This window comes from Streptomyces plumbidurans (genome assembly GCF_019857225.1).
Classification (GTDB): domain Bacteria; phylum Actinomycetota; class Actinomycetes; order Streptomycetales; family Streptomycetaceae; genus Streptomyces; species Streptomyces plumbidurans.
The window spans coordinates 48,584-67,928 of record NZ_JAFJSY010000005.1; the positions used below are offsets into that span (position 1 = coordinate 48,584).

Annotated in this window: 16 protein-coding genes; 6 read left to right on the forward strand and 10 right to left on the reverse strand. The window is 71.5% G+C overall.

Going from position 1 to position 19,345, the window contains the following annotated elements:
* Window positions 1-49: 49 nt before the first annotated feature.
* Window positions 50-1,420 (reverse strand): vWA domain-containing protein, encoded by a 1,371-nt coding sequence (locus JYK17_RS04270; protein ID WP_504739968.1) that lies wholly within the window; start codon window positions 1,418-1,420, stop codon window positions 50-52.
* The gene (locus JYK17_RS04275) at window positions 1,417-2,274 is read right to left on the reverse strand and encodes an AAA family ATPase (protein WP_108012523.1); all 858 of its coding nucleotides are present in this window, start codon (window positions 2,272-2,274) and stop codon (window positions 1,417-1,419) included. Before JYK17_RS04275 ends, JYK17_RS04270 begins: the two co-directional genes overlap by 4 nt.
* A 178-nt stretch (window positions 2,275-2,452) precedes the next feature.
* Here JYK17_RS04275 and JYK17_RS04280 point away from each other — a divergent pair, with 178 nt between their 5' ends.
* A complete protein-coding gene (locus JYK17_RS04280) occupies window positions 2,453-3,022 on the forward strand; it encodes a TetR/AcrR family transcriptional regulator (protein WP_108012452.1) in 570 nt (189 codons plus the stop codon).
* 98 nt (window positions 3,023-3,120) lie between these two features.
* Here the strand turns inward: JYK17_RS04280 and JYK17_RS04285 are convergent, their stop codons facing one another.
* Window positions 3,121-4,431 (reverse strand): FtsX-like permease family protein, encoded by a 1,311-nt coding sequence (locus tag JYK17_RS04285; RefSeq protein WP_108012453.1) that lies wholly within the window; start codon window positions 4,429-4,431, stop codon window positions 3,121-3,123.
* Window positions 4,432-4,434: 3 nt separating this feature from the next.
* Window positions 4,435-5,220 (reverse strand): ABC transporter ATP-binding protein, encoded by a 786-nt coding sequence (locus JYK17_RS04290; RefSeq protein ID WP_181362473.1) that lies wholly within the window; start codon window positions 5,218-5,220, stop codon window positions 4,435-4,437.
* Window positions 5,221-5,405: 185 nt separating this feature from the next.
* Between JYK17_RS04290 and JYK17_RS04295 the strand changes: the two genes are divergently transcribed.
* The 4 genes from JYK17_RS04295 to JYK17_RS04310 all read left to right on the forward strand — a co-directional run bounded on the left by JYK17_RS04295 (window position 5,406) and on the right by JYK17_RS04310 (window position 8,348).
* On the forward strand, window positions 5,406-6,086 hold the full coding sequence (locus JYK17_RS04295; protein ID WP_222809789.1) for an ABC transporter permease: 681 nt from the start codon (window positions 5,406-5,408) through the stop codon (window positions 6,084-6,086).
* On the forward strand, window positions 6,083-6,754 hold the full coding sequence (locus tag JYK17_RS04300; protein ID WP_108012524.1) for an ABC transporter permease: 672 nt from the start codon (window positions 6,083-6,085) through the stop codon (window positions 6,752-6,754). Before JYK17_RS04295 ends, JYK17_RS04300 begins: the two co-directional genes overlap by 4 nt.
* Window positions 6,751-7,686 carry an ABC transporter substrate-binding protein gene (locus JYK17_RS04305; RefSeq protein ID WP_108012456.1) on the forward strand — a complete coding sequence of 312 codons (936 nt, stop codon included), beginning with the start codon at window positions 6,751-6,753 and terminating at the stop codon, window positions 7,684-7,686. The genes JYK17_RS04300 and JYK17_RS04305 overlap by 4 nt, the downstream gene beginning before the upstream one ends.
* A gap of 89 nt (window positions 7,687-7,775) precedes the next feature.
* Window positions 7,776-8,348 carry a hypothetical protein gene (locus tag JYK17_RS04310; protein ID WP_108012457.1) on the forward strand — a complete coding sequence of 191 codons (573 nt, stop codon included), beginning with the start codon at window positions 7,776-7,778 and terminating at the stop codon, window positions 8,346-8,348.
* A gap of 63 nt (window positions 8,349-8,411) precedes the next feature.
* Here JYK17_RS04310 and JYK17_RS04315 read toward each other — a convergent pair whose 3' ends face one another.
* Window positions 8,412-9,566, reverse strand: coding sequence for an ABC transporter ATP-binding protein (locus JYK17_RS04315; RefSeq protein ID WP_222809790.1), 1,155 nt, complete (start codon window positions 9,564-9,566; stop codon window positions 8,412-8,414).
* 235 nt (window positions 9,567-9,801) lie between these two features.
* On the opposite strand from JYK17_RS04315, the gene JYK17_RS04320 reads away from it, so the two are divergent.
* Entirely contained in the window at window positions 9,802-12,915 is a 3,114-nt protein-coding gene (locus tag JYK17_RS04320; protein WP_108012458.1) for an alpha-L-rhamnosidase, read from the forward strand.
* Here the strand turns inward: JYK17_RS04320 and JYK17_RS04325 are convergent.
* The 5 genes from JYK17_RS04325 to JYK17_RS04345 form a co-directional block, all read right to left on the reverse strand.
* Entirely contained in the window at window positions 12,888-13,556 is a 669-nt protein-coding gene (locus JYK17_RS04325; protein WP_108012459.1) for a LutC/YkgG family protein, read from the reverse strand. The genes JYK17_RS04320 and JYK17_RS04325 overlap by 28 nt on opposite strands.
* Window positions 13,553-15,031, reverse strand: coding sequence for a LutB/LldF family L-lactate oxidation iron-sulfur protein (locus tag JYK17_RS04330; RefSeq protein WP_108012460.1), 1,479 nt, complete (start codon window positions 15,029-15,031; stop codon window positions 13,553-13,555). The genes JYK17_RS04325 and JYK17_RS04330 overlap by 4 nt, the downstream gene beginning before the upstream one ends.
* A complete protein-coding gene (locus tag JYK17_RS04335; RefSeq protein ID WP_222809791.1) occupies window positions 15,028-15,783 on the reverse strand; it encodes a (Fe-S)-binding protein in 756 nt (251 codons plus the stop codon). Before JYK17_RS04335 ends, JYK17_RS04330 begins: the two co-directional genes overlap by 4 nt.
* Before the next feature lie 72 nt (window positions 15,784-15,855).
* The gene (locus JYK17_RS04340) at window positions 15,856-17,304 is read right to left on the reverse strand and encodes a rhamnulokinase (RefSeq protein ID WP_222809792.1); all 1,449 of its coding nucleotides are present in this window, start codon (window positions 17,302-17,304) and stop codon (window positions 15,856-15,858) included.
* The gene (locus JYK17_RS04345) at window positions 17,301-19,340 is read right to left on the reverse strand and encodes a bifunctional aldolase/short-chain dehydrogenase (RefSeq protein WP_108012526.1); all 2,040 of its coding nucleotides are present in this window, start codon (window positions 19,338-19,340) and stop codon (window positions 17,301-17,303) included. The genes JYK17_RS04340 and JYK17_RS04345 overlap by 4 nt, the downstream gene beginning before the upstream one ends.
* Between the last annotated feature and the right edge of the window lie 5 nt (window positions 19,341-19,345).

Consider the following 19,345-nt stretch of genomic DNA (forward strand, 5'->3'; position numbering starts at 1 on the left):
GCTTGGCGGAGTGCGCTCACTCCAGGACGGGGGAGGGAGGAGCTGACGCTCAGACCGGGAGCAGTCGGGTGATGAGTGCGCCGAGCTGGCGGGCGTTGCGGCACTCGTGCATCTCCACCAGCTCCGCGTACTCGGGCGCGGCGGAGTCGCCCGTGCCCCACTGGGCGCGCGGCTCGGGGTTCAACCAGTAGACGCGCCGGGAGCGTTCGGCGATCTGCCGCACCGCCGCGAGGTTCGGGTCGCTCATGTTCGTACGGGCGTCACCGAGCACGAACACCGTGGTGCGCGGGCCGACCGCGGCGCCGTACCGTTCGGCGAACTCGCCCAGCGCGACGCCGTAGTCACTGCTGCCGTGCCAGCCCGTGAGGGTCGCCTCCGCCTGGATGCGCGCGCCCAGACCCTGGGGGTCGGCGGCGCCGTGTTCGAGAAGCGGGGTCACCTCGTCGAGCCGGTTGACGAAGGCGAACACCCGCACCTTGCTGAACTGGTCGTGCAGCGCCTGCACCAGCAGCATCGTGAAGTCGGAGAACCCGGACACCGAGCCCGACACATCGCACAACAGCACCAGTTCGGGCCGTACGGGACGGCGCCGGCGCAGCACCGGCTTGACCGGCACACCGCCGGTGGACAGCGAGCCGCGCAGGGTGCGGCGCAGGTCGATGCTGCCGCGTGCGGCACGCCGTCTGCGGGCCGCGAGCCGGGTGGCGAGCTTGCGGGCCAGCGGCTGAACCATGCGGCGCAGCTCGGCCAGTTGGAGCTTGCCCGCATACAGGAAGTCGAGCCGGTCGGGCGTCGTGGCCACCGCGCGCCGGGCCAGTTGGTCCCGGTCGCGCCGCTCGGCGACCCGGCGCCGCGCCTCGGTGGCCACCTGCCGCCGGAAGGTCTCGATACGCCGCCTGATCTCGTCCTCGAGCAGCCGGTCGGTGAACCCCGAAGTGCCGCCCTGCGCACGGAGGTTGTCGCGGACGCGGGCGAACAGCGTCTGCGGGCGGAGCCGGTCGAGCGTCTGCTGCGAGGACCAGCCGTCCGAACCGGGGGAGGAGCCGTAACCGCCGAAGCCGTCCACGGCCTCGGCCGCCAGCCGCGCCATCAGGGCCTCGTCGCCCGCCGCCAGCGCCTCGGCGAGCCGCTCGCGCAGCTCCTCCCGGTCCGCGGGCCCGCTGTCGGGCGCGCCGATGCCGCTCGGGAAGTACAGGTCGAAGACCGGGTCGAACACCTGCCGTTGGACCGTGCCGTGCAGCAGCGTCGCGGCCAGGCCCTCCCGCAGCGTCTCCCGGTCGGCCAGACCCAGCGCCGCCACCGCCTGCGCCGCGTCCACGGTCTCGCCGGTGCCGATCCGCATGCCGTGCGCCCGCAGCGCCCCGACCAGGGAGGTCAGGCGCTCCGCCACGCCAAGGGCGGTCACTTCGGGGGCGGTCACACGGCGTCCAGGTCGAGCTTGGCCGCCGCCTTGAGGACGTCGTCCTGATGCTTGAGCAGGACGCCCAGACTGTCGTGCACGACGGTCTCGTCCAGCGTGTCGGCGCCGAGCGCGAGCAGCGTGCGCGCCCAGTCGATCGTCTCGGCGACCGAGGGCACCTTGCGCAGATCCATGGCGCGCAGCGCACCGACCACCCGGACCACGGAGGAGGCCAGCGCCTCGTCCAGGCCGGGCACCTTCAGCCGTACGATCCGCTGCTCCAGCTCCTCGTCCGGGAAGCCGATGTGCAGGAACAGGCAGCGGCGGCGCAGTGCCTCGGACAGCTCGCGGCTCGCGTTCGAGGTGAGGACGACGAAGGGGCGGCGGGTCGCGGTGATCGTGCCCAGCTCGGGGACGGTGACCTGGAAGTCGCTCAGCACCTCGAGCAGCAGGCCCTCCACCTCGACATCGGCCTTGTCGGTCTCGTCGATCAGCAGCACCTTGGGGTCGTCGCCGCGGATCGCCGTGAGCAGCGGGCGGGTGAGCAGGAACTCCTCGCTGAAGATGTCGGTGCGCGTCTCGTCCCACGACTCGTCGCGGCCCGCGCTGATCCGCAGCAGCTGCTTGGCGTGGTTCCACTCGTACAGCGCCCGGGACTCGTCCACGCCCTCGTAGCACTGCAGCCGGACCAGCCGCGCCCCGGCCACCTCGGCCACGGCCTTGGCGAGCTCGGTCTTGCCGACGCCGGCGGGGCCCTCCACCAGCAGCGGCTTGCCCAGGCGGTCGGCGAGGAAGACGGTCGTGGCGACCGCGGGCGAGGCGAGGTATCCGGTCGCGGCCAGGCGCTCGGAGACGTCGTCGACGGATGTGAACAGCAACGGGGCCTCCAGCGCGACACGGCTCTACACGGCTCGGGAAACGGACGGAACTACTATCTAAGCGCTTGTTCACCGAATCTGTCACGCGGCTCCGTGGGCGAGGTCGCTCCTTCGCGGTGGCCGTCGGTATACCGATCGGTTTCCATGTCGCCGTCGGCGGAGGTAACCTCGCCGTATGACCACGACGGACAAGGCCTCCACGAAGGACCGGCTGCTCGACGCGGCCGCCGAGCTCTTCTACCGCGACGGCGTCTCCATCGGCGTCGAGGCCCTGTGCAGGACGGCCGGAGTCTCCAAGAGGTCGATGTACCAGCTCTTCGCGAGCAAGGACGAGGTGCTCGCGGCGAGTCTGGAGCGCCGCGCACCCGGATACGCGGCCCAGCTCACCCCCGGCCCGGACGAGGTCCGTACGCCGCGCGAACGCATCCTGTACGTCTTCGAGAAGGCCGAGAAGATGTCGGTCGAGCCCGACTACCAGGGCTGTCCCTTTCTGGCCGCCCTGGTCGAGCTGAAGAACCCCGAGCACCCGGCGAGCCTGGTGGCCCGCGACGCCAAGGAGCGGCTGCAGGGGGCGTTCCGCGCGGAGGCGGAGCTCGGCGGCGCCCGGGACCCGGAGCTCCTGGCCCGTCAGCTGATGCTGGTCTTCGACGGTGCCAGCGCCCGCGCCGGAGCCCGAATCGAGAAGCTGGACGGACTCACCATGGCGACGGCGACGACCCTGCTGGACGCGGCGGGCGTGGCATAGCCGAACGACCGTGGCGCAGCGCTACGGCCGCGGCACGGCGAAGGGGGCGGCCGCCGCAGCAACCGCCCCCGCCCCCTGACGGGCCCCGCGCCTACCCCTCACGCCGCGAGCCCCACCGCCTCCCCCGCCGAAGTCCGCAGCACCCGCCGCGCCGTCACCAGGCTCGTCCCCAGCGTCACCGCCACCGCGAGCGCGACGACCGCGACGTAGATGCCGAACCCCTGGTGCGGCAGTACCGAGTCGCTGCGGACGATCGTGAACGGGACGATCCCCGCGAGCGCCGCCACCGTCCCGAAGGACACCCCGACGACCGTCACGATCAGCGTCTCGGCGCCCACCGTGCTCAGCACCTGCCCGGGCGTCGCGCCCGCCAGCCGCTGCTGGCCGAACTCCCGGCGGCGGTAAGTGGTCGCCGCGTACAGGGAGTTGACGAGCATGATGCAGACGAAGACCACGATGATGCCGACGACCGTGAGGTTCAGTGTCTGAAGGTTCTTGGCGTCGACGGACTTCTTCAGCCCCGAGGACTCGATGGCGTCGCTCTCGACCGCCTGCATGTAGAGCGTTGCCGTGGCCATCGCGGTGAACAGGATCAGCGACATCAGGATCCCCGCGAGATGGTCCGCCCGCTCGCGCAGATTGCGCACCGCCAACCAGCCGCTCGCGCCGGTCAGTTCAAGTCGGTCCAGCGCCCCCTTCAGCAGCCGGGGCGCCAGCAGCGCGAAACCGACCGACAGCAGGATCGCGCCGTACGCGGGCGGCGCCATCAGCGCGGCGTCCTTCGCCGAGAACGCGAACGTCGACAGCGCCGACACACCGCCGACACCGAGAGCCGCGTAGGCGAGCAACGTCCGTGCCCTGCCCCGCTGTTCACGCCGGCGCGTGGCCCGCCGTACGGTGAGGAAGGCGGCGCCCGCCGCCGCGAGCAGCGTGACCGCGATGCCCGAGTCCAGCGCGTACACCCCGAACGAGTAGTCCACCGACCGCGCGACCTGCCCGCTGTCCTGGAAGGCGTCCAGCAGCGCCCGTCCGCCGAGCATCGCCGGGCCGATCGCGAGCACCGCCCCGATCAGCGCCACGGCCACCGCCTCACCCACGACCATCCGCTTGATCTGCGCCGGGGTCGCCCCCGAGCAGCGCAGCAGCTCCAACTCGGCAGTGCGCTGACGGACGTTGACCGTGAGCGTGGAGGCGACGGCGAAGAACACCAGCAGGGTGCCGTAGCCGCCGACCACGCTCGCCGACGTGCTCAGGATGTCGTGGCTGACCGGGTCCACGCCGGCCTGTCCGGCCGTGTCCCGCAGCGAGTTGAACATCATGACGATCGCCGCGCCCAGGAAGGCGGACAACAGCGTCGCGAGAAAGCGCCCGGGCCGCTGCCGGACCGATCGCATCGCCAGTACGAACATCGCTCACACCCCCACCGTCACGTCGTCGCCCAGGTGCGCGAGGCGCTCCGCCACCGCGTCCGCGGTCGGCGCGTCCATCCGGCCCACCAGCCGCCCGTCCGCCAGGAACAGCACGGCGTCGGCGTAGGAGGCGGCCACCGGGTCGTGCGTCACCATCACCACGGTCCGGCCGTGCACCCGTACCGCCTCCTGCAGCAGCCGCAGCACATCGCGGGCACTGCGGGTGTCCAGCGCGCCCGTCGGCTCGTCCGCGAAGATCACCCGGGGCTCCGCGACCAGCGCCCGGGCGATCGCCACACGCTGCCGCTGGCCGCCCGACAGCTGGCCGGGACGGTGCCCGAGACGGTCGCCGAGACCGACCTGCGTAAGCACCTCCCGGGCCCGCCCGCGGTCCACGCGCTGCCCGGCGAGCTTGAGCGGCAGCACCGTGTTCTGCGCGACCGTCAGGGTGTCCAGGAGGTTGTACTGCTGGAAGACGAACCCGATCCGGCCGCGCCGGAACCGGGTCAACTCGGCCTCGCTCCCGGCCGTCAGCTCGGTGCCGTCCACCTGCACGATGCCGCTGTCCGGCCGGTCCAGCCCCGCCGCGCACTGCAGCAGCGTGGACTTGCCCGAGCCGGACGGCCCCATCACCGCGGTGAACGTGCCACGGCCGAGCCCCAGAGTGACCCCGTCCAGGGCCTTCACGGCGCCGCCGTCCGTGCCGTACGTCTTGCTGACCTTGACCAGCCGCAGCGCCTCGGCGGCGGGTCCCGTGTCCTGCGTGCGTCGCGAACCTGCGCGAAACATCGTCATCACTCTCCGTCCGGCACCCCCTGTGCCCTGTCCACGAAGCTACGGAGAGCGAGGCCGGACCACATGGGGCGCAGAACCCGTATCGCGGGGTGTACCCAGCACCACCCGTGCGGGCGGCGACACCCCCGTACGGGTCACCACAACGCGCCGGGCCCGCCGCCCGCCGGTGCAATGGAGCCGTGACCGGGCCACCGGACGACTGCCTCGCGCGCAACGAGTGGATCTGCGGTGAGTATCTGAGCACCCGCCGCCAGATCCTCCTCGACGCGGTCCTGCAGCATCTGCAGCTGACCGGGATCTCCGTGCTCATCGGCCTGGTCCTGGCCGTTCCCCTGGCGGTGCTGGCGCGCCGCTGGCGCTGGTCGGCGGCGCCCGTCCTCGCCGTCACGACGATCCTCTACACGATCCCGTCGCTGGCGATGTTCTCGCTGCTCCTGCCCGTCTACGGTCTCTCGGCGAGCCTGGTCGTCGCCGGACTCGTCCTGTACTCGCTGACCCTGCTCGTGCGCAACATCCTGGCCGGGCTGCGGGCGGTGCCCGAGGAGACCCGGCAGGCCGCGCGCGGCATGGGCTACGGCCCGATCCGTCTGCTGCTCACCGTCGAACTGCCGCTCGCCGTGCCCGCCGCGATGGCCGGACTGCGCGTCGCCACGGTCTCGGCCGTCTCCCTGGTCACGGTGGGCGCGATCGTCGGCTTCGGGGGCCTGGGCAACCTCATCTACTCCGGCATGAACACCTACTTCAAGGCACAGGTGCTGACCGCGTCCGTGCTGTGCGTGGTGATCGCGGTCGTCGCCGACGTCCTGCTCCTCGGCATCCAGCGCCTGCTCACCCCGTGGACCAGGGCGGCCCGCTCATGACGACCCTGACCGACGCCTGGCACTGGCTCACCGACCCCGCCCACTGGCCGGGCGACGACGGCATCGGGCACCGGCTCGTGCAGCACCTGGTGCTGACCGTCGTCTGCCTGGCCGTCAGCTGCCTGATCGCCCTGCCGGTCGCGCTGGTCCTGGGCCACCTCGGCAAGGGCGGCGCGCTCGCGGTCAACATCTCCAACGCGGGGCGCGCGATCCCCACCTTCGCCGTCCTCGTCCTGCTGCTGCTGACGCCGGTCGGCAACTGGGGCGAGGGCCCGACGGTCCTCGCCCTGGTGCTGTTCGCCGTGCCGCCCCTGCTCACCAACGCCTACGTCGGCATGCGCGAGGTGGACCGCGACGTCGTACGGGCCGCACGGGGCATGGGGATGACGGGCCGGCAGATGTTGTTCCGGGTGGAGCTGCCCCTCGCCCTCCCCATGATCATGAACGGGGTGCGGATCGCCGCCGTCCAGCTCGTGGCGACCGCGACCATCGCCGCCCTGGCGGGCGGGGGCGGACTCGGCCGGATCATCACCGCGGGCTTCAACCTCGCCAGCACCCCGCAGGTGGTCGCCGGAGCGATCCTTGTCGCCGCCTTCGCGCTGATCGTGGAGGCAATCTTCGAGACGGCGGAACGCCTGGCACCGCACTGGGCACGGAGCGCGCGATGAAACGGCCGCTCGCGCTGACCACCGTGCTGTTGCTCGCCGGCTGCACCACCGGACCGTCCCTGGAGACCCAGGAAGAGGTCACCGCGCCACCCGGCGACAGCCACCATCTGACCATCGGCTCGGCCGGCTTCACCGAGAGCGACCTGCTCGCGCAGATGTACGCCCTGCTGCTCGACAAGGCCGGCTACAAGACGTCCCTGCTCACGGTCGCCAACCGCGAACTGTACGAACCCGCCCTGGAATCGGGCCAGATCGACGTCGTGCCCGAATACGCGGCCACCTTCGCCGACTGGCTCAACGCCAAGACCCACGGGGCCGACGCGGCCCCGGTCGGCTCGCCCGACCTCGGCGCCACGATGGGGGCCCTGCGCGAACTGGCGGCGCCCCGCGGCCTCACCGTCCTCGACGCCGGACGCGCCGTCGACCAGAACGCCTTCGCGGTGAGCGCGTCCTACGCCCGCAAACACGGCCTGAGAACCCTCGGCGACCTCGGCGCCTCGGGCCTGCGCGTGCGGCTCGCGGCGGGCGACGAGTGCGTGCAACGGCCGTACTGCGAACCCGGGTTGAAGAAGACCTACGGCATCCGCGTCACCGCCGTGGACCCCAAGGGCGTCGGCACCACCCAGGCCAAGCGTGCCGTGCAGAGCGGCGAGGACCAGCTGGTGCTGACCACCACGACCGACGCGACGCTCCCCGGCTTCGGCCTGGTCCTCCTCGCCGACGACAAGCACCTCCAGAACGCCGACTACGTCGTCCCCGTCGTCAACCGCTCCCGCGCGGGCGGCAAGGGCGCCGCCGCCGCGCTCGACCGGCTCAACGACGTGCTCACCACCGCCGATCTCGCCTCCATGAACGAGCAGGTCGACAGCTGGCGGCGGTTGGCGAAGGACGTGGCGCGCAGCTATCTGCGGGACAAGGGTCTGCTCAGGTAGGCGGTCTGCTCAAGTAGGCGGTTGCCTCAAGTAGGCGGTCTCCTCAAGTAGGCGCGGGCGTTGTCAGTGGCGGCTTGTACCTTGCGGGCATGGGTGTCTATCTGGTCAATGTGAGTGCGCAGGAATGGTCCGACGCCGAGGAGGAGGGCGGCAAGGTGGAGATCGCCGCTGGGCTCGACGCCGAGCTGCGGCGGCGGGGGCTTCCGCCGTACGAGGTCGCGGCGAGGGAGGAGCCGGCCTGGTTCGAGGAGAAGCTCGGCCCTTCCATGGACGGGTTCGCCGCGCTGTGCCGGGCGCATCTGACGCCGGCGGAGCAGCAGACCCTCAGCGACTGGTCGGTGCTGGTGCCGGTCTCGCTCGACGAGGAGATACGACTGCCCATCGCCTCGGGCTACACGGACACGACGGTGATCGCGGGAGCGCCGCAGGTGCTCGCCCTCGCCCAGCGGCTGGCCACGATCCTCGGCCTGCCCGCCGAGGTGCCGGAGGAAGCGGGAAATCTCGGACTGACGTTCTGGTTCCTCGAAGGGGAGGCGGAGGCACTCGCGGCCACCCGGCCCGGGCCCTGGTCCGAGGACCTGGACACCGCCTTCTACGTGGCGCTCTATCTACGGGCGGCACAGCACTCGATGCGCCACGGATGTCCCGTGGCCTACAGCTGAAGTGTCCCGTGGCCTACAGCTGAAGCTGAACCGCGCCTCACCGTGCGACGCGCTGGCGGGTCGTCACGCGTCCGCCACCGATTCGAAGTCCACCTGACCCCGCGTCACGCCCAGCGCGTCCGCGTCCACCGAGCGCCGTAGCGCCTCGTGCAGTTTCGCCGGGGTCAGCACGCCCAGGAAGCGTGAGCCGTCCAGCACCGCGACCCACCCGGCGTCGTGCTGGAGCATCACGCCGAACGCCTGCTTGAGGGGCGCGCCCACGGGCACCCAGGCCTTCATCCGGTGCACCCGGTCCCCGACCGGACGGGACGTGCCGAGGTCGTCGATGCCGACCCAGCCGTGCAGATCGCCCTGCGTGTCGAGGACGACGGCCCAGCGCGCCCCCTCCGCCCGCAGTCGCTCTGCCGCGTTCTCGCCCGTCTCGTCCAGCCGCGCGACCGGTGGCTGCTCCAGGTCGTCGGCCTCGATCTCGGTGACCGACAGCCGCTTCAGCCCCCGGTCGGCGCCGACGAACCCGGCGACATACGGCGTCGCCGGGGTGCCGAGCACCGCGCCGGGCGTGTCGAACTGCTCGATCCGCCCCTGCCCGTACACGGCGATCCGGTCGCCGAGCCGTACCGCCTCCTCGATGTCGTGCGTGACCAGCAGCACCGTCTTGCGCACCGCCGCCTGCATCCGCAGGAACTCGTCCTGCAACTGCTCCCGCACGACGGGGTCGACGGCACCGAACGGCTCGTCCATCAGCAGCACCGGCGGGTCGGCGGCGAGGGCCCGCGCCACGCCGACCCGTTGCCGCTGGCCGCCGGAGAGCTGGTCGGGATAGCGCGGCCCGTACCGCTTGGGGTCGAGGCCCACCAGATCGAGCAGCTCGGCGGCCCGCTCGCGGGCCCTCGCCCGCTTCCAGCCGATCAGCGCGGGCACGGTCGCCGTGTTGTCGAGGACTGTGCGGTGCGGGAAGAGCCCGACCTGCTGGATGACGTAGCCGATCCGCCGCCGCAGCCGCACGGGGTCGACCCCGGCGATGTCCTCGCCGTTCACGAGGATCCGCCCGGAGGTCGGCTCGATGAGCCGGTTGACCATCATCATGGTGGTCGTCTTGCCGCAGCCGGAGGGCCCGACGAGCGTGACGAGTTCGCCCTCGGACACCTCGAAACTCAGGTCGTCCACGGCCGTCGTACCGTCCGGATACCGCTTGGTGACCTGCTCGAACCGGATCATGATCACACGCTAACGGCGCGGCTCCCGCTCGGCCCTTCAGCGGCGTCCCACCGGGGATGAAGCCCTCGCTCCGTTTTTGAACGGTTTCAATGAACGGGCTTGACGCATTCGGCCATTGTTGGAGCCTGTACGCAATTTCCGCTGCCCGAACGGTAGACGGCCGCCCCAACTGCCACTAGCTTCACCGTCGACCGCTCTGAAACGTTACAACTCCGACCAGCCGAAGGGACACGGCATGACCGACGGAGTCGACAACAGGAACGGCAGGACAGTGCGCCGGAGAACGGTGCTCACCACCGCGCTGGGCGTGGTGCCCGTCGCCCTCGCCGGTGGCACGGCAGGCGCCGTACCGGCCGAGGCCGCGCCGCTCGGGGAGCGCGCTGCCGTCGAGGGCCTGACCGTCGAGCACCGCACGAACCCCCTGGGCGTGGACGCCGCCCACCCGCGCTTCGGCTGGCGCATGGCCTCCTCGGCCCGGGGCCGGCGCCAGTCCGCGTACCGCATCCTCGTCGCGTCCTCGGCCGAACGCCTGGTCCGGGGCCGCGCCGACGTCTGGGACAGCGGCCGGATCGCCGCCGCCGACTCGGTGGCCATCCGCTACGCCGGAAACGCGCTGCGCCCCTCGACCCGCCACCACTGGACGGTTCAGGTGTGGGACGAGCGCGGCCGTCCCCTCCCGGCCGCCCCGCCCGCCCACTTCGAGACCGGTCTGCTCAGCACCGACGGCGTGACCGGCTGGGACGGCGCGAAGTGGATCAGCATGGCGGGCAAGGCGCCAGGCAGCGCCGGATCGCCACTGCTCAGACGGGAGACGGCTCTCAAGGGCCGCCGGGTGAGCGAGGCCCGGCTCTACGTCTCCGCTCTCGGCGTGTACGAGGCCTACGTCAACGGCCGGCGCGTCGAGGCACCGCAGGACGGCGGCACGACCCCCGAACTGCTCACCCCGGGCTGGACCAACTACGACACCACCGTCAGCTACCTGACCTACGACGTCACCGAGCTGATCGGCCAGGACCGACAGGTCACGCTCGCGGCCGTGCTCGGCAACGGCTGGTACAACGGCCGCATCGGCGAGAACAGCGTCTACTGGTCCAGGGACGGCAACCCTCTCGCCCTCAAGGCCAAGTTGCTGATCCGCTACGCCGACGGCTCCACGCAGACCGTCGTGACCACACCCGGCGACGACTGGCGGGCCACGGACACCGGCCCCTACCGCGCCGACGACATCTACGACGGGCAGACCTACGACGCCCGCAAGGAGATACCCGGCTGGACCGCGAGCGGCTTCGACGCCTCCGCGTGGGCAGGCACCGAGGAACACCCGTACGCTCGCAGGTTCCCGGACGCCAAGCTGGTCGCCTACCCGGGCGAGAGCGCCCGGCTGATGTCCCGCTGGGACCGGCGCCCGCAGTCGGTCACCGTGTACACCGGGGTCACCGGCGAGGCCGGCAGCCCCAACGGCAGGGGCCACGTCGTCGTCGACCCCGCCCGCACGGTCACCGACCCGGCGAAGGCCGCCACCGCCCAGGTCACCCTGCACCCCGGCGACACCGCCGTGGTCGACCTCGGCCAGAACATGGTCGGCGTCCCCCGCTACAGCCTGCGCGGCCCGGCCGGCGCCCAAGTCACCCTCAAACTGGGCGAGATGCTCAACGACACGAGCGCGGGCGCCGACGGCCCCGAGGGCTCGGTCTACCGCGCCAACCTGCGCTCCGCCAAAGCCACCAGCACCTACACCCTCAAGGGCGACCCGGCGGGGGAGACCCACCAGGACTCCCTCACCTTCTACGGCTTCCGCTACGCCTCCGTCACCGCGACCGACACCGTCACCCTCACCGGACTGACCGGCAAGGTCGCCACCTCCGCGATCCGCGAGACCGGCGCGATCAGCACCGACGACGCCACCGTCAACCAGCTCATCAGCAACGTCCATTGGGGCCAGCGCGGCAACTACCTGTGGGTGCCCACCGACTGCCCGCAGCGCGACGAACGCCTCGGCTGGACCGGCGACACCCAGCTCTTCTCCAACACCGGCCTCTACAACGCCGACGCCGTCAACTTCCTCAGCCACTTCGAGGACACCCTGATCGAGTCCCAGAAGACCTACGGCGCGGACGGCACCCAGTTCACCCACGTCGCCCCCGGCAACCGCTACAACGGGCCCGAACCGGCCAGCGGTTGGGCCGACGTCGGCGTGGTCGTGCCGTGGACCGTCTGGCAGATGTCCGGCGACACCACGATCGTCGACCGCAGTTGGGCGGCGATGACGGCGTACATGGACTGGATCCACGCGCGCACCGGCGACACCTACGCAGGGCAGGGCGCGATCTTCGGCGACTGGCTCGCCTTCCAGGACACCAGCACCCAGTTCATCAGCGACCTCTACTACGGCCACAGCGCCCGCCTCATGATCGACATGGCCCGCGCCACCGGCCGCACCGCCGAAACCGCCGCCTACGAGGACCTGTTCGGCCACATCAAGCGTGCGTTCATCACCAAGTACGTCGTCACCGACCCGGCCACCGGGAAGATCACCGTCCGCTCCAGCCTCGGCAACGCGCCGTCCACGGGCGGCAAGCCGGAGGACAACACGCAGACGTCGCTGCTGTGGATCCTCAAACTCGGCTTCTACGACACCGAGGCCCAGCGCCGCGAGCTGGTGGCGATGCTCGCCGACAACATCGGCAACGACGCGGCCTACAAGGCCGCCCACCCCGACAGCACACGGGTCAAGTACGCCGAGAACACCCTCTCCGTCGGCTTCCTCGGCGTGAACGTCCTGGCCCCGGTCCTCACCGACGAGGGCCGCGTCGACCTGGCGTACAAACTGCTGCACCAGGACGCGATGCCGTCCTGGCTGTTCTCGGTGGAGAACGGCGCCACCACCGTCTGGGAGCGCTGGAACTCGTACTCCAAGAAGGACGGGTTCGGCCCGGTCGACATGAACTCGTTCAACCACTACTCCTACGGCGCGATCATGGAGTGGATGTACGAGAGCATGGCCGGCATCGCCAAGGATCCGGCCGAGCCCGGATTCAAGCACTTCTTCCTGCGGCCGCACGTCGACCCGACGGGCAAGATCACCCAGGTGTCGGGCTCGCACCTGTCCCCGTACGGCGAGATCACCAGCGCCTGGTCGGCCACGGACCGGCGGCTGACCTACCGGGCCACCGTGCCCGCCAACAGCACGGCCACCCTGCGCATCCCCACCACCGATCCGGACACCGTCCGCGAGGGCCGCACCCCGCTCGCCCGGGTGCGGGGCGTGAAGTTCCTGGGCTTCGCGGACGGCACGGCTTCGTACCGACTCCCGTCCGGGGCCTACGAGTTGACGTCGGCGCTCGGCTGATCGCTCACCAGCACCACCTCCAGGGTGCGCGGACCGTGCACCCCCTCGACCCGGTCCAGCTCGATGTCACTGGTCGCCGACGGACCGGAGATCCACGTCAACGGGCGGGCCGGGTCGAGGCGTTCGAGAGCCTGGGGCACGGAGGAGACGACCTGCTCCGGGACCCGTACGACACAGATGTGGTGGTCGGGGACCAGGGTGATGCGGCGGCGGCCCTGGTCGGGGGAGCCGTCGAGGACGATGGTGCCGGTCTCGGCGATGGCGACGGCGCAGCCGGTGACGACACTGTCCACCTTGTCCAGCTCGTGCGGCGTGCTCACCGCACGGTCGTGGACCCTGGTGGGGTCGGCGGCCGACATCCACTCGGGCGGCAGCCACGGCGGCACCAGCACGTACTGGGGTCCCCGCTCGGCGAGCAACCGCATGATGAGGTACGGCAGTTCGTCCGTCGTCGTGCGGTGCACGAGCGCCCGGTAGTCCGCCAGATTCTCGGCGAGGAGGTTCACCGTCTCCTCGACACTCCGCTCGCCGTGCTCCCGCAGATAGTCGCGCGGAACCACCTGCTCGTACGGCGTGTCGTCCTTCGGTACGTCGGCGAGCGCCCGCCGCACCCGGCCCAGAACCCGTTCCCTGCTGCTCACTTGGCGCCGCCCTTTCCACCGTTGGTCCGCTGCCACCAGTCCCGGAACGGCTCGGCCGGAACCGCCGGCAGGTCCCGGCTGTCGCTCCATGCCCTGCCCGGCCCGGGCAGGGTGCGCGGATGCAGTCGGCGCGTGCGGGAGGCGAGGCGCTGGCCAGTGCGCAGGGCGCCGGGGTGGGTGAACGCCCAGCGTGCGGCACGCATCGCGGTCCGCTCGGCGGCATGACCCTTCGCGGGCTGCAATACCACCTTGTTGCCCTCGCGGACCACCTGCCCGCCCTCCACGACCCGCTCGCGCAGATGCACCAGCACCTCGGGGATGTCGATCGCGACCGGGCACACCTCGTAGCAGGCACCGCACAGACTCGACGCGTACGGCAGTGAGGCGTCGATCTCGCTTGCCGTGCCGCGCAGTTGGGGGCTGAGGATGGCGCCGATCGGGCCCGGGTAGACCGAGCCGTAGGCGTGGCCGCCCGCCCGTTCGTACACCGGGCAGACATTGAGGCAGGCCGAGCAGCGAATGCAGCGCAGGGCCTGCCGGCCGACCTCGTCGGCGAGGGTGTCGGTGCGGCCGTTGTCGAGCAGGACCAGATGGAAGGTCTGCGGGCCGTCCCCGTCGGTCGTGCCGGTCCACATCGAGGTGTACGGGTTCATGCGCTCGGCCGTCGAGGAGCGGGGGAGGGTCTGCAGGAAGACCTCCAGGTCCCGCCAGGTCGGCACGATCTTCTCGATGCCGACGACCGAGATCAGCGTCTCGGGCAGGGTGAGGCACATCCGTCCGTTGCCCTCGGACTCGACGACCACCAGCGTGCCGGTCTCGGCGACCATGAAGTTGGCGCCGGAGATGCCGACCTTGGCGCGCAGGAACTTCTCGCGCAGATGGAGACGGGCCGCCTCGGCGAGCTCCGCGGGCGTGTCGGTGAGGCCCTCCGGTGCCGGGCGGCCCCACTCGCTCATCTCGCGCTCGAAGATGTCCCGGATCTCACCGCGGTTGCGGTGGATGGCCGGGACCAGGATGTGCGAGGGCCGGTCCTTGCCCAACTGCACGATCAGCTCGGCGAGATCGGTCTCGTAGGCGCGGATGCCCTCCGCCTCCAGAGCCTCGTTGAGCCCGATCTCCTGTGTGGCCATCGACTTGACCTTGACGACCTCCGACTCGCCCGTCTCCTTGACCAGTTGAGCGACGATCCGGTTGGCCTCCTCGGCGTCGGCCGCCCAGTGCACCGTGCCGCCCGCGGCCGTGACCGACTCCTCCAACTGCTCCAGATACCGGTCGAGATGACGCAGCGTGTGGTCCTTGATCCGCTTGCCGGCCTCCCGCAGCGCCGCCCAGTCGGACACCTCCGCCACGGCCTTGGCCCGCTTGGCCCGGATGGTGTGCGTGGCGTGGCGCAGGTTCCCGCGCAGCGTCTGGTTGCCCACCGCCTCGTGCGCGGCCTTCGGGAAGGCCGGCATCCCGACGAACGTCCCGCTCATGCCGCAGGCTCCTCTTCCGTGCTGGCCAGGATCTCCGCGATGTGCACCGGCCGCATCCCGCTGTCGAGCCGCGTCATCGTGCCGCCGATGTGCATCAGACAGGAGTTGTCGGCCGCGCACAGCACCTCGGCGCCGGTCGACTCGGCGTTGCGCACCTTGTCCGTGCCCATCGCCGCCGAGACGTCGGCGTTCTTCAGGGCGAAGGTGCCGCCGAACCCGCAGCACTCCTCGGCGCCCGGCAGCTCGACCAGCTCCAGGCCCTTCACGGCCTCCAGCAGACGGCGCGGACGGTCCCCGAGACCGAGGCTGCGCAGCCCGTGACAGGTGGGGTGATAGGTGACCCGGTGCGGATAGCAGGCGCCGACGTCGGTCACGCCCAGGACGTCCACCAGGAACTCCGTCAGCTCGTACGTCTTCGGCACCACCCGCTCCAGGGTCGCCGCGAGCGAGTCTCCGCGCCCCTCGGCCCGGGCCCGCTCACCCATCCGCGGATACAGCTCCCGCACCATCGCCCCGCAGGAACCGGACGGCGTCACGATCGCCTCGTAGTCCGCGAAGACATCGGAGAAATGCCGGGCCAGCGGCTCGGTCTCATGGCGGTATCCGGTGTTGTAGTGCGCCTGCCCGCAGCAGGTCTGGGCCATCGGGAAGTCGACCTCGACGCCCAGCCTGGTCAGCAGTTTCACCACGGCGCGCCCGGTGTCCGGATAGAGCGTGTCGTTGACGCAGGTCAGGAACAGGGCGACACGCATCGCGGCTCCTAGTTGTCGATCATCGGATGGGTGAAGCGTAGTCCGGGCGCAAGGGTCCGGGGGAGACCCCGCTCACCGTCCGGCGAGCCGGGTCTGCGCCTCGGTCCAGCGCGCGGTGTCGCCGCGCGGCTCGTACCGGGTGAGCTGCTGGGTGCGGGTGAGCAGGCGCCGCATGCCCGCGAGGTCGCCGACGAGCCCGTGGGCCCGGGCCTGCGCCAGGACGTTCCCCAGTGCCGCCGCCTCCGTCGGACCGGCCACCACCGGCAGCCCGCAGGCGTCGGCGGTCAGCTGGCACAGCAGGGCGTTGCGGGTGCCGCCGCCCACGATGTGCACGACGTCCACCGGATGGTCGGCCAGCCGCTGGGCGTCCTCGATGGCCTTGCGGTGTGCGAGGGCGAGGGAGTCGAGGATGCAGCGGGTGGTCTCGGCGGGCGAGGCGGGCACCGGCTGCCCCGAGGCACGGCACGCCTCGGCGATCCGCTCCGGCATCCGGCCCGGCGCGAGGAACGCCGCGTCGCCCGCGTCCACCACCGACCGCAGCGCCGGCACCTCGGCCGCCGCCGACAGCAGCCCGCCCAACTCCGGCTCGCCCCAGGCCCGTACGCACTCCTGGAGCAGCCACAGCCCCATGATGTTGCGCAGATAGCGGACCGTGCCGTCCAGACCCAGCTCGTTGGTGAAGTTCGCGGCCCGGCTCGCCTCGCTCAGCACCGGCGCGCCCAGCTCCAGACCGGCCAGCGACCAGGTCCCCGTGCAGATGTACGCGAACCGCTCGCCGTCGGCCGGTACGGCGGCCACCGCGGACGCCGTGTCGTGCGAGCCGACGGTCGTCACCGGCACCGGGCCGCGCAGACCGGTCTCCTCCAGCACCCCGGGCCGCAGCAGACCCGCCGGATCGCCCGGCTGCCGCAGGGGCGCGAACAGGCCGAGGTCGACTCCCAGCCGCGAGGCGACGTCGTACGACCAGTCCCGGGTGCGGGGATCGATCAGCTGGGTGGTGGAGGCGTTGGTCAGCTCGGTGCCCTGCTCGCCGGTCAGCCAGTACGACAGCAGATCCGGGATCAGCAACAACCGCTCCGCCGCTGCCAGTTGAGCCGACTCGCGCGCCGCCACCAGCTGGTAGAGCGTGTTGAAGGGCGCGTACTGCAGCCCGGTCGCCGCATACAGCCGCTCGGCGGGCAGTGTCGCCCACACCTTCTCCGCGACGCCCTCGGTGCGCGCGTCCCGGTAGTGCACGGGATTGCCCAGCAACGCCCCGTCAGCGTCGAGCAGTCCGTAGTCCACGGCCCAGCTGTCGATGCCGACCGAGTCCACCCGGCCCGCGGCCCGCAGCCCGTCCAGGACGCCGCCGTACAGCGCGAGGATGTCCCAGCGCAGCCCCTCCGGCACCCGCACCGGCCGGTTCACGAACCGGTGTGCCTCGGTGAGTTCCAGGCTGTCGGGGCCGACGCGGCCGACCATGACGCGCCCGCTGGACGCGCCGAGGTCGACCGCGGCGTACGACTGGAGCTGCGCGCTCATCGCAGGAAGGCGGCCGCGACGCCGGCGTCGACCGGGACGTGCAGCCCGGTGGTGTGCGTCAACTCCCCGCCGGTCAGCGCGAACACGGCGTTGGCGACGTGCTCGGGCAGCACCTCGCGCTTGAGGATGGTGCGCTGGGCGTAGAACTCGCCCAGCTTCTCCTCCGGCACCCCGTAGACGGCCGCACGCTGCGCGCCCCAGCCGCCGGCGAAGATCCCCGAGCCGCGCACCACGCCGTCCGGGTTGACGCCGTTGACGCGGATGCCGTGCTCGCCCAACTCGGCTGCCAGCAGCCGTACTTGATGGGCCTGGTCGGCCTTGGTCGCGGAGTAGGCGATGTTGTTGGGGCCGGCGAAGACGGCGTTCTTGGAGGCGATGTAGACGATGTCGCCGCCGAGGTCCTGCGCGGTCATCACCCGGGCCGCCTCGCGCGAGACCAGGAAGGAGCCGCGCGCCATGATGTCGTGCTGCAGGTCCCAGTCGCGCGCCGACGTCTCCAGCAGCGGCTTGGAGATGGAGATACCGGCGTTGTTCACCACCAGGTCGACCCCGCCGAAGGCGAGCACGGCGGCCTTGAAGGCCTCGGCGATCTGCTCCTCGGACGTGACGTCGACGGTCACGGCGACGGCCTTGTCCGGGCCGCCCAACTCCTCGGCGACGGCTGCCGCGTTGTCGGCGTTCAGGTCGGCGACGACGACGCAGGCGCCCTCACCGACCAGCCGCTGCGCGATCGCCTTGCCGATCCCGCTGCCCGCGCCGGTCACCAGTGCCACCCGGGTGGCCAGCGCCTTGGGCTTGGGCATGCGCTGCAGCTTGGCCTCCTCCAGCGCCCAGTACTCGATGCGGAACTTCTCCGACTCCTCGATGGGCGCGTAGGTCGACACGGCCTCGGCGCCGCGCATCACGTTGATGGCGTTGACGTAGAACTCGCCCGCCACGCGCGCGGTCTGCTTGTCCTTGCCGAAGGAGAACATGCCGACGCCCGGCACGAGCACGATCGCCGGGTCGGCGCCGCGCATCGCGGGGGAGTCGGGGGCCGCGTGCCGCTCGTAGTAGGCGGCGTACTCCTCGCGGTAGCCGGCGTGCAGCTCCTTGAGCCGTGCGATCGCCTCCTCCAGCGGGGCGGTGGGCGGCAGGTCCAGCACCAGCGGGCGGACCTTGGTGCGCAGGAAGTGGTCCGGGCAGGAGGTGCCAAGGGCGGCGAGGCGCGGGTGCTCGGCGCGGGCCAGGAACTCCAGCACCACGTCCGCGTCGGTGAAGTGCCCCACCTGCGGCTTGTCCTGGGAGGCGACGGCACGGACGTACGGCGCCAACGCCGCGGCCCGCTCCCGCCGTTCGGCCTCGGGCAGCTGCTCGTAGCCCTCGATCACCGGCCCGAAGGGCTCGGCCTTCCCCCGCTCGGCGAGGAACGCCTCGGCGGTGCGGATGATGTGCAGCGAGTTGCGCTCGCACTCCTCGGAGGTGTCGCCCCACGCCGTGATCCCGTGCCCGCCCAGGATGCAGCCGACGGCCTGCGGGTTGGCCTCCTTGACCGCCGCGATGTCCAGGCCGAGCTGGAACCCGGGGCGCCGCCACGGCACCCACACCACCGAGTCGCCGAAGCACTCGGCGGTCAGCTTCTCCCCGTCGGCGGCGCAGGCCAGCGCGATCCCGGAGTCGGGGTGCAGATGGTCGACGTGCGGGGCCTCGACGAGCCCGTGCATGGCCGTGTCGATGGACGGCGCCGCACCGCCCTTGCCGTGCAGGCAGTAGTCGAAGGCGGCGACCATCTCGTCCTCGCGCTCGACGCCCGGATAGACGCCCTGGAGCGCCCGCAGCCGGTCGAGCCGCAGCACGGCGAGACCGCCCTCGGTGAGCGTGCCCAGGTCGCCACCGGACCCCTTGACCCACATCAGCTCCACGTCACCACCGGTCACGGGATCGGTCGCGGTGCCCTTCGCCGAGGCGTTCCCCCCGGCGTAGTTGGTGTTGCGCGGATCAGCGCCCAACCGATGGGACCGGGCCAGCAGAGCAGCGGCTTCGGGATGCGATGCCATGTCCA

Bases quoted from the DNA above. Each gene is read 5' to 3' on its own strand.
- JYK17_RS04340 (WP_222809792.1), bottom strand. From the start codon at position 17,304: ATGAGCGCGCAGCTCCAGTCGTACGCCGCGGTCGACCTCGGCGCGTCC.
- JYK17_RS04315 (WP_222809790.1), bottom strand. From the start codon at position 9,566: ATGATCCGGTTCGAGCAGGTCACCAAGCGGTATCCGGACGGTACGACG.
- JYK17_RS04280 (WP_108012452.1), top strand. From the start codon at position 2,453: ATGACCACGACGGACAAGGCCTCCACGAAGGACCGGCTGCTCGACGCG.
- JYK17_RS04310 (WP_108012457.1), top strand. From the start codon at position 7,776: ATGGGTGTCTATCTGGTCAATGTGAGTGCGCAGGAATGGTCCGACGCC.
- JYK17_RS04285 (WP_108012453.1), bottom strand. From the start codon at position 4,431: ATGTTCGTACTGGCGATGCGATCGGTCCGGCAGCGGCCCGGGCGCTTT.
- JYK17_RS04345 (WP_108012526.1), bottom strand. From the start codon at position 19,340: ATGGCATCGCATCCCGAAGCCGCTGCTCTGCTGGCCCGGTCCCATCGG.
- JYK17_RS04305 (WP_108012456.1), top strand. From the start codon at position 6,751: ATGAAACGGCCGCTCGCGCTGACCACCGTGCTGTTGCTCGCCGGCTGC.
- JYK17_RS04330 (WP_108012460.1), bottom strand. From the start codon at position 15,031: ATGAGCGGGACGTTCGTCGGGATGCCGGCCTTCCCGAAGGCCGCGCAC.
- JYK17_RS04290 (WP_181362473.1), bottom strand. From the start codon at position 5,220: ATGTTTCGCGCAGGTTCGCGACGCACGCAGGACACGGGACCCGCCGCC.
- JYK17_RS04335 (WP_222809791.1), bottom strand. From the start codon at position 15,783: ATGCGTGTCGCCCTGTTCCTGACCTGCGTCAACGACACGCTCTATCCG.
- JYK17_RS04300 (WP_108012524.1), top strand. From the start codon at position 6,083: ATGACGACCCTGACCGACGCCTGGCACTGGCTCACCGACCCCGCCCAC.
- JYK17_RS04320 (WP_108012458.1), top strand. From the start codon at position 9,802: ATGACCGACGGAGTCGACAACAGGAACGGCAGGACAGTGCGCCGGAGA.